Raw genomic sequence first — 16,671 nt, 5'->3', positions numbered from 1 at the left:
AAGTTGAATGGTCTGCGGTCATTGCATTTCAGGTTTGGACCTGCCGTTGGGCAATACAAGTGTTACTTCAATGAGCAATCGCAAGCCAGTGCACAACCCGGAACATCGTGTCAAAACCGGGATGCTGTCTCGATTGTGGTCCAGACCGGTCCTGGTTTGCGCTATCGTGCTAATCATCTTGTGCGTTGTTCGGTGGTGGCCACATGTGATGTGGAAATATGCTGAGGCACGTCTGGATTCTGACGAAGTTCACGCGATTCCAGTATCAGAGATGCAGCAAACGGATATCCCGGATGATTGGGCGTCCGTCCGCGTTGATGGTATGGAGTTCCGATTACCTTCCGACGTTGTTGAAACGCAGGACCAACCCAGTCCGGACCTAGTCATATTTCAAAACGGCGTTGGCGTTATGGTGATGGTGGCGAGACCGGCGGATAATGGCGAACTATACGACATGTTCGACGTAGCCAAAATTCGCCCGGAGCTGAAGGGGGTGACGCTACCCAAGCTAAGGTGGTACTGTTGCCAAGCCGGCACCAGTGATTTTCGTTGGTCAATGTCACCAGGCGAAGTGCGATGGCATGCATTCTGCATGACGGCGGGGCAACTATTATGGAGTAGAATGTCGGAACGGGCTGAAACTCTTTTCCGGGATGACGTTGATGGTATTGTTTATTTTGATGGCAAATTTGCGTCTTTTTTCTGGCAGCACAAGCAGAGCAAGCAAGGTGGCTATATTAATTTTCGCGGGGCCTCCCCCACAATCGATGCGAACTTCGTTCGTGGTGTTTGCGAAAGCTTTAAGTTTTCGGTGGAGCCCAATATTGAAACGGATGTAAATTGAACCCGTCGTGTAAAATTGTAAATGTGGGTGGCCAGGAGACATTCGATTTGGTCCCCTCGCTGTCTGAATAGGATCAACAAGTAAATAATTATTGGAACAGAGAATGCCAAATCTCCGAATCTTTGGGTTTGTGGCGGGAGGTGTGTTACTTTTGATGACGATGCAATCGAGTGCGCAAGAGCGACAGATCACACAGGACAGGGCGTTCAACCATGAGTTGGATAACAACGACAATTTCTCGCCGGACGACCGGTTTTTGGTGTTCGATACGCGGTCCGGTCCCGACTTGTCTCAAGCGCGGGTGATTGCGAAAGTCGAAATTGCCACGGGTGAGATTACGCAACTGTATACACCCCAGCATCCCAACGCCTTTGGTCCGGGCGTGTTGGCGGCCAGCTATGCGCCGGATCGTGACGAGGTGATCTTCATTCACGGACCACTGCAGCCGACCGGTGCGGAAGACCAATACGAAAAACACCGCCGCATCGCTGGCATCGTGAGTGGAGATGGCGACGGGAGTATTCGGTTTGCCGACGCCCGCGATACGCAAGCGCCTTACACGCCGGGAGCGCTGCGCGGTGGAACGCACCGGCATGAATTCTCCGGGGATGGGAAGTGGGTCGGTTTTACGTACAATGACGCGGTCGTCCGCGCGCACGGTTTGAAGACCGGCAAGCATCTGGATCTGCGGACAATTGGTGTGACGAAATTGGGGCATCCGGTCCAGGTCCCGGCGTCGCCGCAGTTTTTGTCGCATGGTGAAGGCTATTCGGTCTTGGTCGTGGTCGTCACACCCGAACCCAAGCCGGGCAGCGACGAAATCTCGCATGCCGCTGCGGATAGTTGGGTCGGACAAAACGGATACCGTCGCGAAGATGGTGGCCGGCAATTGGCCCGCGCGTTTATTGGCACGACGCGTGACAAGCATGGAGAACCGCTCGACGAGTTGTATATTGTCGACATTCCCGAAGACGTCACCAAACCAGGGCCGTTGGGACCGCTGGAAGGGACCGACACGCGTTTTCCGATGCCGCCGGCCGGTGCGGTGCAACGACGGTTGACGCACACCGCTGAGGCGAAGTACCCCGGTTGCGAGGGAATCGCCCGCAGTTCCCACGATGGTTCGCAAATCTCGTTTCGGATGCGCGATGCTCAAGGCGACTGGCAGATTTTTCTGATCTCGCCTACCGGAGGAGAACCGCGGCAAGCAACATTTGTTAAAGGGGGTGTCGATACCGATGCGCGTTGGCATCCCTCGGGGAAATTCATTGCGTTTGTTGCCGGGAATAAGGTTCTCGTCGCCGACGTGGAGCCCGGTGCGGACTTTGGCAAAAGTCATGTGCTGAGCGATGGCAACACGGCAGCGTACGCGTTGGTGTGGAGTCACGACGGCGAGACGTTGGCCTATAACCGTAGCGTGGCGACGGATGGCAAGAATGTGACGCAGATCTTCGCAGTTGATTTCAATCAGAGCGCCCCGTAGCGCACGCCGTTTGTGGTAGGAGTATGGCGATGAATAGTTGCGCTGAGTTGAAGCAGCACCTTACTGATGAAATTGGTGCGCGCCGCGAGACCGTTGTGGGGATCGGAGAAGCGATCATGGATGCGCCGGAGCTTGGTTTTAAGGAATATCGCACAGCGGATTTGGTTAAGGAGACTTTCACGGACTTCGGGTTATCGTTCGATGATCAATTGGCGATTACCGGCGTGAAGGCGGTTTTGCGAGGCGGAAAGCCGGGGCCGACGGTGGCGTTGATGGGGGAATTGGACGCGCTGCAGGTGCCGGATCATCCTCGCGCTTGCGCAGAGACCGGGGCAGCACACGCTTGCGGACACAATGCGCAAATCGCCGGCATGTTGGGAGCGGCGCTGGGGCTGTCACAATCGGGTGTGGCGGAACAACTTGCCGGCACGATCGTGTTTTTCGCCGTACCGGCCGAGGAGTATGTCGAGATTGGTTACCGGCTGGGATTGGTCAAACAGGGCCGCACTTCATTTCTGACCGGCAAACAGGAATTGATTCGATTGGGGCTATTTGATGATGTGGACATGGCGGTGATGATTCACTCGACCAGTCCCGACGTCCACGAAGGCCGGATGGGGTTGGCGCCATCGTCGAACGGTTTTCTAGCCAAGAACATCCGGTTTTTGGGAAAGGCATCCCATGCCGGAGGTTTTCCCGAACGGGGCGTCAACGCGCTCAATGCCGCCCAGCTGGCGCTGAGTGCCATCAACGCGCAGCGGGAGACGTTTCGCGATGAAGATTGCGTGCGGGTGCATCCGATTATTACCAAGGGGGGCGATTTGGTAAATATCGTGCCGGCCGAGGTGTGTCTGGAGACATACGTTCGCGGAAGAACACCTGCGGCGATTCTCGATGCGGCGTCCAAGGTCGATCGCGCGTTGCGCGGCGCCGCCATGGCGATGGGGTGCCGGGTGGAGATCGAAACGGTCCCCGGCAATTTGCCGTTGCGAAATGACCCCGAGTTGGCGGAGCTATTCCGCAACAATGCCGGTGCGATATTGGGGAGCGATGGCTATCGCGACTATCCACACGCAGGCGGTTCGACCGATGCCGGGGATCTGAGTCAAATCATGCCTGTGCTGCATCCGATGATGACCGGTGCCAGCGGTTCGCATCACCAAATCGATTGGCATATTTCTGATGCCGATGCGGGTTACTTGGCGCCGGCCAAGACGTTGGCAACGATGGCCATCGATCTGCTCCATGGCGACGCGACGAACGCTCAGCGGGTGATGGCGAATCACGAAGTTGCGATGACCAAAGAGGAATATCTGGATTGCCAACGCGCGGTTTTTCAAACCGAGTATTTCGATGGCGACCAATAACGGGCGATCAGCGGCCACGCATGGTATGATGCGAAGCACGCGATTGGCCTGTCCGTAACGCGACTAAGATGGCTATAGCGTGATGAATTCTATGAATATATCCACCTCACAGGAAGACAATATGAGAATTGTTATATCATTATTTATGGTCCTTGTAGCCACAACGACCGTATTGCAAGCGGCGGAGAAACCGGAGCAAGACGCGCCGACGGCCGCTGACGTCTCTTACGGTCCGTTCGCGGAAAACGTACTCGACTTCTGGCAGGCCGAAGGGGAAGGGCCGCGGCCGTTGTTGGTTTATATTCACGGTGGCGGTTGGACGGCCGGGGATAAGAAACAAATGCAGGCGCGATTCCAACCGTTTCTGGATAAGGGGATCTCCTATGCGGCGATCAATTATCGGCATACGGGTAAGTATCCGTTGCCGGCTCCTGTACATGATGCGGCGCGGTCGATTCAGTTTCTGCGGACCAAAGCGGATGACTGGAACATCGATACCAAGCTCATTGCCTTAACCGGGGGTAGCGCGGGCGCCTGTACCTCGATGTGGTTGCTATTGCACGATGATCTGGCCAATCCCGATGCAAAAGATCCGGTGTTACGCGAATCTACACGTGTCTGCGCGGCGGCTGTTGGTGGAGGTCAGGTCTCGATCGATCCTAAAGTGATCGAGCCGTGGTTAGGCCCCAACGTGCTGAAGCATCGCATGATCAATATGGCGGTCGGTGAACCGACAATCGAAGGTGCGCTAAAAAACTATGACAAACACGAGGCGTTGTACAAGGAATTCTCACCTTACAACCACCTCGACGGAAACGACCCGCCGCTACTAATGACTTACGGAAACAATATGAAACTTCCGTCGGTGAGCGCCGGTCATGGGATTCATCATCCGGTCTACGGAGTGAAGATGAAGGAAAAAGCCGACGCCGAGAAGCACGAATGTTATTTGCTGATCAAAGGCGTCTCGAACTCCGACAAATACCTGAATGCGAATGCGTTCTTGATGGATAAATTGCTGAATTCTCAGTGAAGCCTCGTCCAGTCACAACACCCTGCCAAACGGTAGGGTGTTGTGTTTAATCTAACTCAGGTTTAGATCCAGGTATCTTGGTTTGAAGTGAAATCGTGTGGACGGATGTTGAAGTAAGGAAACATACGGTCGGACCAGATGATCTCCCATTCCCGTGCGATGCTATCGGAACCGGCTCCGCCGATTGTGTAGTCGAAGCCACCGCCACCGGTCAGCGTATCGTTGCCTTCCTGGCCGAAGAGGAAGTCAACTCCTCCTTGCCCAAACAGTTCATCGTTGCCTTCTTCGCCGTGGATTCGATCGTTACCGTCTCCTCCCTTCAAAAGATCATCGCCTTTCTTGCCGAATAGTTCGTCATCTCCGAAAGAACCGAAAATCGTATCGTTGCCATCGCCGCCGGAAAGTGTGTCGTTTCCACGTCCGCCATTGAGCACGTCGTTCCCGTTCTCAACGTAACCTATTGTATGTCTCAGTTCATCCGGGTAGTCGCCCCAAATCATATCTGCGCCGTAGCCACCGTTTAGTGTGTCGTTACCACTGCCGCCGATAATGTTGTCATTGCCGCTCCCCCCTTGAATTTTGTCGTTCCCGAATCCGCCGTAGAGTTCATCGCTGCCGCTGCCACCAATTAACGTATCATTGCCGTGATCAAATCCGTCAGACTCCTGATGGGCAACGTAAGATGACGATTCCACATACAGCATCCACCCGCCGGAGATTTCATCGTTACCGAAGCGGCCGTTTAGGTAATCATTTCCAAGTGAACCAATGAGAATATCGTTTGCGGCACCACCGTAGATTGTGTCATCGCCGCTACCGCCATCGGCTGCCATGCGGTAGAGGGTATTGTTGATGATCGTGTCGTTTCCGCCTGCTCCAGCAACTTCGATTTGTTCAAAATCTTCGGAGTTGTAGATGTTTTGAATCAAAACATTCCCGTCAGCGTCGCGGATGGTCGCTTGGACTTTGGTAACGCCAGCCTGCCGTGAGTGGTAGGAGATTTCGATGTGGTCGTCACCGGCCGATCCCTGGATGAACAGTTGCTGATTGCCTTTGGGCAAGGTTGATCCCCCAACAACGACCGACTCCCCAATCTCCATGTTGGCGGTCATCAATTTGCGGTCTTCGAGGGATTCGATCATCAATTTTCGTTGGTGTTTGTTGTTCAGCATTATCGCGTGGCTTTCAGGTTTTTATTCGTGTGTGATGTTTGTGTCGTCCTCTACACTGAAATGCCCAAGCATGGCAGCGACACGCCAACGATTTCTAAAAATGTTGGAAAATCGCAAGAAAAACTTGTAACACTTGGGAAGTCTTTGATCTGCCGCCTTATTTCTGAAAGCGTTACGCGTTAATGATGGGGCGTTTGAAGCGAAAACGTGTGAATGCCATAATGCAGCCTATGGAATCATCCACCTGATGCTGAACCCCAGGGAGTAACCGATATGTTTCGCCTATCTTCGCGAATCACCGTATTCGTGATCGCTGTGATCTCAATCAGTTACGCCGGAGTTGCTGCTCCGCCACAGCCGCCGAATATTGTGCTGATTGTGAGCGACGACCAGGGCTATCGCGATCTGGGTTGCTTCGGCAGTGATGAAGTCAAGACGCCGCACTTGGATCAGTTGGCGAAACAGGGGGTGCGTTGCACGAATTTTTATGTGACGTGGCCCGCTTGTACGCCGTCGCGGGGGAGTATTCTGACTGGGCGTTATCCACAGCGGAACGGCCTGTACGATATGATCCGCAATGATGTGGCGGACTACGGCAAAACCTTCACAGCTGAGGAATACGCTGTGACCCCGGAACGCGTGTTAGGGATGGATGAGCAGGAGGTAATGATATCCGAGGTGCTCAAGCAGGCCGGCTATGCGACGGCGGTGTTTGGCAAATGGGACGGCGGACAGTTGCTGCGGTTTTTGCCACTCCAAAACGGCTTCGACCGGTATTACGGATTTGCCAATACTGGGATCGATTATTTCACGCATGAGCGGTACGGCGTGCCGTCGATGTTCCGTGACAATCAACCGACCACGGCGGAGCAGGGGACGTATTGCACCTATTTGTTTCAAAACGAAGCGGCTCAGTTTGTCAAAGAGCACAAGGACCAGCCGTTTTTTCTCTACCAGCCGTTTAATGCTCCGCACGGGGCATCGAACCTTGATCCCAAAATCCGCGGCGCCGCACAAGCCCCGGAGCGGTACAAGAAGATGTATCCGCAGTACAAGGACAAATTGGTCAAAGGAAAACGGTACGGCCAAGAAGCGCTTGTGCCGAGCAAGCAGAAGGGGCGGTTGGAATATCTGGCATCGATCACCTGTATGGATGATGCCATCGGCGAAGTGCTGGGCCTGTTGGACGAATATGAACTGGCCGACAACACATTGGTGGTCTTTTTTTCCGACAACGGCGGCAGCGGTACAGCTGACAATTCTCCGCTGCGGGGGCGCAAAGGGCTGATGTTCGAAGGGGGCATCCGCGTCCCATTCATCGCACGATTTCCCGGACGGATTCCCGCCGACAGCGTTTCGGATGAGTTTCTGACAGCGTTAGAACTGTTTCCGATGTTCGCGCGATTGGCCGGGGCAAAACTTCCCGAGGATATTGTCTACGACGGGTTTGACATGCTGCCGGTATTGACTGGTGAGAAAAAATCGGAGCGGACAGAAATGTTTTGGGAACGTCGAGGCGACCGGGCGGCGCGTGTGGGAAACTACAAATGGGTCCAATCGAAACGCGGCACCGGACTGTACGATCTGTCGAGCGATATCGGCGAAAAACATGATTTGTCGGCGGTGAATCCGGAAATGTTGGCCAAATTGCAGACGCGTTTTGCCCAATGGAAGAAGGAGATGGCAGCTGCGGAACCGCGGGGGCCGTTTCGTGACTTTTAGGTAAGTCGTCGGGCCTGTGCGACGCGTTTTGGACGTCGAACGGAGAGATTTCGAACTTTGAGGGTTGGCGAACAGGGTTCCTAAGGGTATACTGTTTCAGCACTTCGGGTTTTCGGAAATCCGAAGCATTCCGACCGGGAATAAGCGAGCACCGCTGTCTTGTGTGAATGAGACGCGTTTTTCCGGTCGAACGGGGATTTCTGGCAGAGCTGGAGGCTACTGCAGACCCGTTGAAACTTATCGTGCCGGCACGCAAGCCGCATGATTCCGCTGCTGACCAGGGGTTGTGTTGACCGTTTTGGAAGGCCGCCTGCGTTCTATTGAGGACGCACCGAATTCGTACGATCAACATTTTGACCATCCACAATTCGCTCGCAAGATGATGCGTTAGGCCAGGTGCAAACCTGAGACTGCGGCCAGTTTATAGGCTGCGGCGGGACTGATTTTGTTTGTCCAGAGTTCCCGTGAACGCGAATGCGAGTTGATAGGTGGAGTCGGTCCGACCTGCTGCACTTGGGCAAACATCTGAGGATCCGGTGAACTGTTTTCCCCGGTTCCCGCACACCACGATTGTGAGTGTGCCCTTGTTGTTGAGCGAACCACAACCACGCCGTGGTTGATCGCGCGCAACTCCCATGAAGCCCTCTGACGACCAGTGTCCAGGCTGCGGAACCGTTCCAGCCAGACTGCATCGCCAGAATACGTAGAGACGTTAGCAAAAATCCGCTTCGTTGATGCCGGGCGAAAAAGTAACACAGATTGAGGAAAACCTTTGAAGACGTTTCAGGAAATTGATTTGATTGCGCCCGTGCAACGTGCATTGGCTGACGAGAAATACGAAACCCCCACGCCGATCCAGGCGCAGACCATTCCGGCTACTATGCAGGGACGGGATGTGTTGGGGTGCGCTCAAACCGGGACTGGAAAAACAGCGGCGTTCGCCGTGCCGATTCTTAACCAACTCGGACAAGGGAATCGCAAGTCGACGCCCAAACGGCCGTTAGTCTTGGCTTTGGCTCCCACGCGGGAATTGGCGATCCAGATTGGCGCCAGCTTTGCGGTCTATGGGCGACATTTAAAACTGCGGCAGGCTTTGGTCTACGGTGGTGTGAATCAAGGCAAGCAGGTCCGGGCTATGAATCGAGGAGCTCACATCTTGGTGGCGACACCGGGACGGTTGCTCGATTTGATGAACCAAGGACACATCAAACTGGATCAGTTGGAAATGTTCGTTTTGGACGAAGCGGATCGCATGCTCGACATGGGATTTCTGCCGGACCTCAAACGGATCATCAGCCATTTGCCCGAGAAACGGCAATCGCTGTTCTTTTCCGCCACCTTGCCGCCGAGCATCATTAAGTTGTCGCAAAGCCTGCTGCACAAGCCGGTCAGCGTCAACGTGACGCCCGAAACGACAAGCGTGGAACGAATTGAACAACGGTTGTTGTATGTCGACCGCGCTGAGAAAAAGAAACTGCTCAAGACAATTCTTACCAGTGAAGGTGTCGATCGCGCCTTGGTGTTCACTAAGACCAAACGGACCGCCAATTTGCTGGAAAAGCAGTTACTCAAAGATGGCATTGCTGCCACAGCCATTCATGGCGACAAATCGCAAAATGCACGGCAACGGGCGTTAGAGGCGTTTCGCCGCAAACAAGTGAATGTGCTTGTGGCGACCGACGTTGCTGCTCGTGGAATCGACATTGATAACATTACACATGTCGTCAACTTCGACCTGCCGATCGAACCGGAAAACTACGTGCATCGCATTGGACGCACGGGACGCGCCGGTGCTGAGGGAATCGCCCTGTCGTTTTGCTGTGCGGACGAACGTCGTGAATTGCGATCGATTGAGCGTCTGATCGGGCAAAAGGTGCCGATTGATCCCGAGCAATCTTTGCCCGAGCCTGCTGAGCTCAAATCGGGTGGTTCGTCGCATCGTCGCCGGGATGCCGGTTCAAAACGTTCGAAGTTCAAACGGTCTGCTTCCAAGCGATCGGGGGCAAAAGGCTCCGGTCCCAAGGGTCCGGGATCGCATAGTTCTGGAGCGAAAAGCTCCGGTGCAAAAAGCTCTGGCGGCAAAGGGGCGGGCAAGTACCGCAAGGTTGAAGCCGCGAGCGGTTCCGGTTCCTCGAAGCCGAAACGGCGACCCGGTCGCAAGCCGAAGAAATCAGGTCAACGCGCTGCACAGTCGACCTAAGAGCGAATGAATGCGATAAAGTGCCACGGGCGATCCAAACGCCGGTGGCACTTTTTTTATTGTCTGTCGGTTAAGCCAACAACGGGTCGATCAAGTGTCCGTGGACATCCGTCAGTCGCCGGTCGAGGCCGTTGTGGTACCAAGTTAATTTGGTGTGGTCGTAGCCCAGCAAGTGCAGCACCGTGGCGTAAAAGTCCCAAACCGTGGTGATGTTTTCAGCGGCGCGGCGGCCAAATTCGTCGGTTGCGCCGTAACTGATGCCGCCTTTCACGCCGGCCCCCATCATCCAACAGGTGAATCCGTCGGGGTTGTGATCGCGTCCCGTTGTGCCGGCTTGATGCGTGGGCATGCGACCGAATTCCGTCGTCCACAGCACCAACGTATCCTCCAGCAGTCCGGATTTCTTCAGGTCGCTCAGCAGCGCCGCCGTCGGTTGATCGAACACCGGGCCATGCCGCTCGTAATCGGGCTTGAGAGTTTTATGGGCATCCCAGTTGAGTAGTCCGTCGACGCCCGATGCGCGGGATGCACAGTAGAGGTTAACGTACCGCACTCCCCGTTCCAGCAGTCGCCGGGTTAACAAGCAGTTGCGGGCGTAGCCTGCTTTCAATTTGTTGGTATCGCCGGTTCCGTACATTTTATGCACGGCGGCTGACTCCGAGGCTAGGTCCGAGACCTCCGGTGCGGACAGTTGCATGCGTGCCGCCAGTTCATAGGCCGAGATCCGCGCGAGCAGTTCTGATTGGCCGGGATTGCCCTCGGCATGCCGTTGATTCAGTTGCTCCAAGAGTTTGCGCGACGCGTTTTCTTCGTCGGCCGATATCGCACTCGGACGCTGCAGATTGCGAATCGGCTGGTGCGAGCTCATCATGATCGCTTGGTGTCGGGCGGGAAGGAAGCCGTTGCTCCAATTGGCTTTGCCATTGGGCGGTTCGCCGCGAATGTCGGGGATGGCGACGTAAGTCGGAAGGTTGTCATTCGCGCTGCCCAGCGCATAACTCATCCAAGCGCCGGTGCTGGGAAAGCCTTCGGTTGTGTGGCCGGTGTTCATGAACACACACCCAGGGCCGTGCGTGTTGGTTTTGGACGTCATCGAGTGGACAAAGGCGATGTCGTCGACATGCTGACTCATGTGCGGCAACAGGCTGGTGAACATCTTTCCGCTTTCGCCAGCGGGAGCAAACGCCCACGGGCTTTTCATCAGTGCGCCGTTTTTGCCTTGAAAACTCACCAGGTTTTCTTCACCGGGCAGAGGTTGCCCGTGCATTTTATCCAGCGCCGGTTTGTGCTCCCACAGGTCCATGTGAGATGCCGCCCCCGGGCAGAAAATTTGCAGGACTCGATGGGCTTTGGGCGGGAAATGCGTTTTGCCTTGGCCCGGCGCCCAAGCGGCATCGCTGGCGAACATATCGCGCCCGGACAGATGTCCCAGTCCAATACCGGCCAGCGCCGTATAGACATTGCCGAGGAAGCCGCGGCGATCGAGTAACGAGGGAGAAAACATGCGGGTTCCTCAATTCAAATAAATGAACTCGTTTGAGTTCAACAGGACACGGCACAGCGCCGGCAAACCGTGTTGTTTCACAAGTGCCGAGCAAGCATTTGTCTCGTCGTCGGAAGGTGCACGGCAGAAACAGAGTTCAAACGCACGTCCGACCTGTGCAGCGGGCGAGGGCGAATCAGGTAGTTCGCTCCCGATACGGTCCGCCAGTGCGGTAGCCATGTCGAGCGTGAATTTGTGGTTCATCAAGGTCAGTGCTTGCAGCGGTGATGTGGTCGAGGAGCGGCGCGGCGTCGCGAACGCGCAGTCGGGGCTATCGAAATCGGTCATCAAGTCGATCCGTGAAGCACGTGCATTTTGGTGATAGACGCTACGACGATACGTGTCCGGTCCAAAATCATCCAACGGGACATAGGTGGCGACGTTGTCCTGCAAATAGTGGTAGAGGCGAAATCCTGGCCCTCCCGCGCGACGATCCAGTTTCCCGCCGGCCATCAACATGGCGTCGCGGATTTCTTCAGCCGTCAATCGTCGCGGTGGAAAACGCCACAGGTAGCGGCTGTCCGCATCGACTTTGGCGAAATCCTCACGATAGGTCGACGACTGCCGGTAGGCTTGCGACATCACAATTTTTTTGTGCAGCGACTTGAGCTGCCAGCCGTTTTCCTGCAATTGCCTTGCTAGCCAGTCCAGCAGTTGCGGATGAGTGGGCGGGACACCCATGAAACCGAAATCGCTGGGCGTGGCGACGATGCCGGTTCCAAAATGGTAATGCCACAGACGGTTGGCCAACACGCGGGCGGGCAGGGGATTGTCATCGGCGATAAGCCATTTGGCCAGGGAGAGTCTCCGTTCGCCTTCCGGGGATTCGTTGGAAAGTTGATACTCCGGGGCGACTTTGCTCAATGTCGATAGACTTGCGGGAAAGGCCGTGCGTCCGGGACGCTGAGGACTGCCCCCCAAAAAGACGTGAAACGGCCCGCCGGCAGCTGAGAATGTGCCCGCCCACCAAGCTGGCAGCGGTGTGATTTTTGATTGTTGTTGGCGGACTTCGGCCAGTTGGCGCCCCAAGTCGGCGAGTTGTTTATTCTCCGCTGCCGTGATGACGGCATCCTTCAACCGTTTGCGGCGGTGAGCGTCGCTGACCGGTTTGCGATCGGCCGTCGAGGCGACTTTGGTCCATGTTTCACCGTCGAGAGAGACACTGAGACGATATTCGCAAACGAACGTTGCAATCGACTGGCTCCCTGCCTCCCCGGCGCGATCGCTGGAAAACAGAACGCGCTCGATCGTTTGTGGCTCGGCAAATTCGATCGTCAGTTCCGGTCCGGCAGCAATCCACCGTGCGCCGAATCGTCCGTCGATGGTTTGCATGGCGTTATAAGCATCGAAGTCTTTTGCCGTGCGACTCCGTCCGGTCGCCTTGCCGCCGTTTTTGGCCGCGGCGACATTTTGGCTCTCCGGGCCAGCGGTCCAGGCTTCGAATTCTTCGATTCGATAGCCGGTACGGGCCTGCGGATTGTTATCGACCCCCTCGACGGTCAGTCGGATGAATTTGGCGGGAACCGGGGGGAAGGTTTCCTCAGCGCCGGTTCGCTGGACTGGCTCTCGTGTCCAGGCGGATTCGAAGTCGGCGGCTTTTTCCTCGCCCCGTTTGTTGATCGTGTTTTCGAGTTCGCCCCGTTGTTTTTCCAGTTGTTTCTGTGTTTCTTGGAGTGGTTGCACGGCGGAGGCGTGTTGTTGTTTTTGTTCCGCTGTGGCGATGACGCGCACGCCGTGATGCACACCGGCGAAAGTGGCGTATAGGCTGTAGTAGTCGTCTTGCGTGACCGGATCGAACTTGTGATTGTGGCACCGCGAACAACCGACGGTCAGGCCTAGGAACGCTTCGCTGGTGGCGCGAATGATTTCGTCGATTGTGTTCGCTCGGATTTGGGCCGCCTGTGCCGCATCTTGATTGCCGACATCGTCGTACGGGCCGCTGACCAGAAATGTGGTGGCGATCTCCACGTCGGGATCCCCCGCGCCGATCACATCGCCGGCGAGATGTTCGAGCACCATGCGGTCAAACGGTTTGTCTTCGTTGAACGAGCGAATGACATAATCGCGAAACGGCCAGGCGTTGTTGATGATCTCGTTGCGCTCGAATCCTCGGCTTTCACCGAAGCGAATCACGTCCAACCAATGCCGGCCCCATTGTTCGCCGTAATGTGGCGATGCCAGCAAGCGATCGACGACCCGTTCATAGGCATCGGGGGAATCGTCGTTGAGAAAATCGTCAACTTCCTCAGGCGTGGGGGGCAAGCCGATCAAGTCGTAGGTGATGCGTCGCAGCAGTTGGCGGCGCTGTGCGGGGGCCGAGGGTTGCAGTTGCTTTTCGGCCAGCTTGGCGAAGACAAAACGGTCGATCGGGTTTTCGTTCCAGGCGGCGGGGATTCCAGCGGGTGTGGGTGGCGAGACCTCTGCCAGCGGCCGCAATGACCACCAGTCGTACCCCGCTCGCGTGTCGGTCGACCTGGCGAACTGGTTCAGCGGTTCTGGGGGAAAATAGGCGCCGGTTTCGATCCACTGCTTGAGCACCGCCATTTCGTCGGCGGTGAGCGGTTTTTTAGGCGGCATTTCTTGGTTGACGACATAGTCGTAAAGCAGGCTCGCATCGACGTCCCCCGGTTCGATGACTGATCCGCTCTCGCCCCCTTTCAGCGCGGTCGCTTTGCTGCGAAGGTCCAGTTCACCCTTGTGTTCCGAACCGTGACATTCCAAGCAGCGACCGACGAGAATTGGCGCGACCTTCTGTTGGAAATAAGCCGCCTGCTCTTTGTCATCCCCATGGGCAGCGGCGGTCATCGCTGGAGATGTCAGAACAGCCAATCCATAGAGGATCGCGCACAGTGAGCTGGCAGCAGCACTACGTTGGCGACGTTGCAAGAAACGCGTTGCAAGGGGGTACATAGGCGGGAATTCGACGTGAGGGTCTTGGAATGAAATGTACGCTATATTCTATACGATACCGCGCCCCAACACCTTGCGGCAAGAGCGTCGATTTCTTGAGTGCGACGGAGCTGTCGCTTGGCGTGTACGTTTTTCTTAGCCACAGATTGAACACAGTTGAAACACAGATATTTGGGCGTGACTTTTTGGATTTCCAAACCGACCGCTTGCGGTCGCATTGTGTGATCCGTATTACGTCGTATGAAGTCATGCCCCTAGGATCACGATCACAGGTTGAGTCAGCCGGGGTTCGTGGTCCGCTTGATGACCAATGCTGTCAGATCATCGGCTTGGACCTCGCCGGCAACATGTTTCTCGACGTCTTGGTAGAGACGTTGGATAAACTCGTCAGGCGGCAAGGAATGGTGATCCCGGATGAATTGTTCCAGGGTCTCAATACCGTAAGGTTCATCCGCTGAATTGGTCGCCTCAAAAAATCCGTCGGTAGTAAGGACCAACGTATCCCCCGGTGCAAAGGGGATTTGCCGCGCATCGTTAAACGTCAGGCCTCCGGTAATGCCTAACGGCAAGTCGTCCGCCTCCCAGTTGTGCAACGTCGCGGTCGCGGATTCGTAGAAAAACATCGGGGCATGTCCGGCGGAAAGCAGTTCGACACGGCAATCTTCGGAACGAACGACACCCACCACCGCAGTGATGAACCGCCCTTCGGGCATATCGACGCAGAGTAGCTCGTTGAGTCGGCCGATGACGTCATTGAGCGCGCCGGTACCGTCACCGGCTGTGGCACGCATGTAGGCTCGATAGACGGAGACAATTAGCGCGGGACCGATGCCGTGTCCGGCCACGTCGGCCAGCGTGAATAACGTCTTTCCGTTGGGCAACACGAGCCAATCGTAGTAATCGCCGCCGGTCTTGTCGGCCGGGCGATTCCAGCCGGCGATCTCAAATTCGGGAGTCTGCGGCGATTGTTGGGGGAGCAATCCCAACTGGATTTCTCGAGCAATATCGAGATCCCGTTCGAGTTTTTCCAATTTGATCACCGATTTCAGTCCCTCGCGCATGTTGTCGTGCGCTTCGGCAAGACGACGGATCTCTTCCACTTCGGAAACGATCGGAGTCTGCGGTTCGAGGTCGCCGCGGCTGATACGTTCGCTTTGGCGGACAAGTGCAACAATCGGGGTGCTGAAGCGTCGCGATAACGTGACTGCTCGAATCATTCCGATTAATAACACTCCGATCACCAAGCCGATCAACAATATTTGTTGGCGACGAATCCCGGCCGAGAAATCTTGCTCCGGGACAACCACTCCAATCCAAAACCGGTTGGGGCCTTGTTGAAATAAGCGAAAACCGGCCCACCAATTCTCACCATCGACCGAAAACGGTAGCGGGTCATCCGGCTGACCGTGCGTCTTCCAAGCCTGCGTTGCAGCGGTCAATGCGGGGATGTGGAGGCTGTCGGCGGGCGGAAGCTGCGCCGCGGTGTCTGCGACGGCAGCGTCGGGGGGGACAAAGGTTAATGTATCGCGTATGGCTTCTGCTGATTGAAAACCTGCATCTCTGGGCAGCCCTACGACGTTCAACTCACCTGTTTCGTTGTCTTCGACCATCACAAACGCCTTGCCATGTTTGCTGACGTTTAGGTTTGTGGTGAAACGGGAAATATCCATTAGCAGCAAGTCATAGGCTACGACGGTTGTGAGGGGTGACTCGGACGGGCCGACCCACTGCGTCGACGCGGTGATACCCGGATCCTTGGTGACGTAAAAAATGACCGGTTTCGTCCAATACACCGGTTCAGCAGTAGTGGTGTCTAACGCCCGCTGAAACCAAATCCGCTTTCGGGGATCGTAATCCAAAGTGTCAAACCCCTCGACAAGCTGACCGGTCTCTGAGTTCCATTCCCGATTGTAGACACGTTTTCCCCACGCATCGGCTTGAACGATTCGGTTGGACCAGACGTGCGGATCGACCGGATCGCGGAGCAACAGATATTCGGCGCCGTTGGAGTTGGCGACCATCATCGACGAAAGCTGCGGATGTTGTTCGAGAATCGGCACGAACAGTTTGTTCATGGCCTCGTAATCGGTGGCATCCAGTATGTCAGTCGCTGCCCAACCCTGTCCGACGAGCACTTGCTTTCGCACAGTGCCAAAAAATGATTGCAGTTGTCCTTCGGTTCGCAGCGCCGTGCGTTCGATCAGCGAGGTCGAAAGTTGCTCAATGGTCTCCGCCCCGGTGATCCAGGTCGCAATCAGAATTACGGCGCCTGTGAATGCGAGAAGCACAACGAGATCAGTCATCAAGCGCCGTCGGATTGTCGTTGGCTGACTGCTGGTAATTGTGTCGGCTCCGTGTGTGGGTTGGCGCAACGGAGATCGGAGCGCTGTCTGAGAT

At 55.8% G+C, this 16,671-nt stretch carries 10 protein-coding genes; 6 read left to right on the top strand and 4 right to left on the bottom strand.

Annotated features, from left to right (window positions below):
* The first annotated feature begins 205 nt into the window (after positions 1 to 205).
* The 4 genes from CA54_RS23525 to CA54_RS23510 all read left to right on the top strand — a co-directional run bounded on the left by CA54_RS23525 (position 206) and on the right by CA54_RS23510 (position 4,727).
* A complete protein-coding gene (locus CA54_RS23525; protein WP_146373465.1) occupies positions 206 to 844 on the top strand; it encodes a hypothetical protein in 639 nt (212 codons plus the stop codon).
* A gap of 103 nt (positions 845 to 947) precedes the next feature.
* Positions 948 to 2,327, top strand: a complete 1,380-nt coding sequence (locus CA54_RS23520) for a DUF3748 domain-containing protein (RefSeq protein ID WP_197532769.1) — start codon at positions 948 to 950, stop codon at positions 2,325 to 2,327.
* 29 nt (positions 2,328 to 2,356) lie between these two features.
* Positions 2,357 to 3,694 (top strand): amidohydrolase, encoded by a 1,338-nt coding sequence (locus CA54_RS23515; protein WP_146373464.1) that lies wholly within the window; start codon positions 2,357 to 2,359, stop codon positions 3,692 to 3,694.
* A gap of 121 nt (positions 3,695 to 3,815) precedes the next feature.
* The gene (locus CA54_RS23510) at positions 3,816 to 4,727 is read left to right on the top strand and encodes an alpha/beta hydrolase (RefSeq protein WP_146373463.1); all 912 of its coding nucleotides are present in this window, start codon (positions 3,816 to 3,818) and stop codon (positions 4,725 to 4,727) included.
* Between the two features lie 62 nt (positions 4,728 to 4,789).
* Here the strand turns inward: CA54_RS23510 and CA54_RS23505 are convergent, their stop codons facing one another.
* Positions 4,790 to 5,869 carry a calcium-binding protein gene (locus CA54_RS23505; RefSeq protein ID WP_197532768.1) on the bottom strand — a complete coding sequence of 360 codons (1,080 nt, stop codon included), beginning with the start codon at positions 5,867 to 5,869 and terminating at the stop codon, positions 4,790 to 4,792.
* 303 nt (positions 5,870 to 6,172) lie between these two features.
* Here CA54_RS23505 and CA54_RS23500 point away from each other — a divergent pair, with 303 nt between their 5' ends.
* Positions 6,173 to 7,621 carry a sulfatase family protein gene (locus tag CA54_RS23500; RefSeq protein ID WP_146373461.1) on the top strand — a complete coding sequence of 483 codons (1,449 nt, stop codon included), beginning with the start codon at positions 6,173 to 6,175 and terminating at the stop codon, positions 7,619 to 7,621.
* A 772-nt stretch (positions 7,622 to 8,393) separates the two neighbouring features.
* Complete coding sequence (locus tag CA54_RS23495; RefSeq protein ID WP_146373460.1) at positions 8,394 to 9,821, top strand: DEAD/DEAH box helicase; 1,428 nt, start codon at positions 8,394 to 8,396, stop codon at positions 9,819 to 9,821.
* 70 nt (positions 9,822 to 9,891) lie between these two features.
* Here the strand turns inward: CA54_RS23495 and CA54_RS23490 are convergent, their stop codons facing one another.
* The 3 genes from CA54_RS23490 to CA54_RS23480 form a co-directional block, all read right to left on the bottom strand.
* Complete coding sequence (locus CA54_RS23490) at positions 9,892 to 11,325, bottom strand: DUF1501 domain-containing protein (RefSeq protein WP_146373459.1); 1,434 nt, start codon at positions 11,323 to 11,325, stop codon at positions 9,892 to 9,894.
* Positions 11,326 to 11,334: 9 nt separating this feature from the next.
* The gene (locus tag CA54_RS23485) at positions 11,335 to 14,274 is read right to left on the bottom strand and encodes a DUF1553 domain-containing protein (RefSeq protein ID WP_146373458.1); all 2,940 of its coding nucleotides are present in this window, start codon (positions 14,272 to 14,274) and stop codon (positions 11,335 to 11,337) included.
* Between the two features lie 278 nt (positions 14,275 to 14,552).
* Positions 14,553 to 16,577, bottom strand: coding sequence for a SpoIIE family protein phosphatase (locus CA54_RS23480; protein WP_146373457.1), 2,025 nt, complete (start codon positions 16,575 to 16,577; stop codon positions 14,553 to 14,555).
* Positions 16,578 to 16,671: the final 94 nt, after the last annotated feature.

Source organism: Symmachiella macrocystis, assembly GCF_007860075.1.
Lineage (GTDB): Bacteria > Planctomycetota > Planctomycetia > Planctomycetales > Planctomycetaceae > Symmachiella > Symmachiella macrocystis.
Note: the sequence above shows the minus strand (reverse complement) of the source record. Positions and strands in the feature narration are given on the sequence as shown.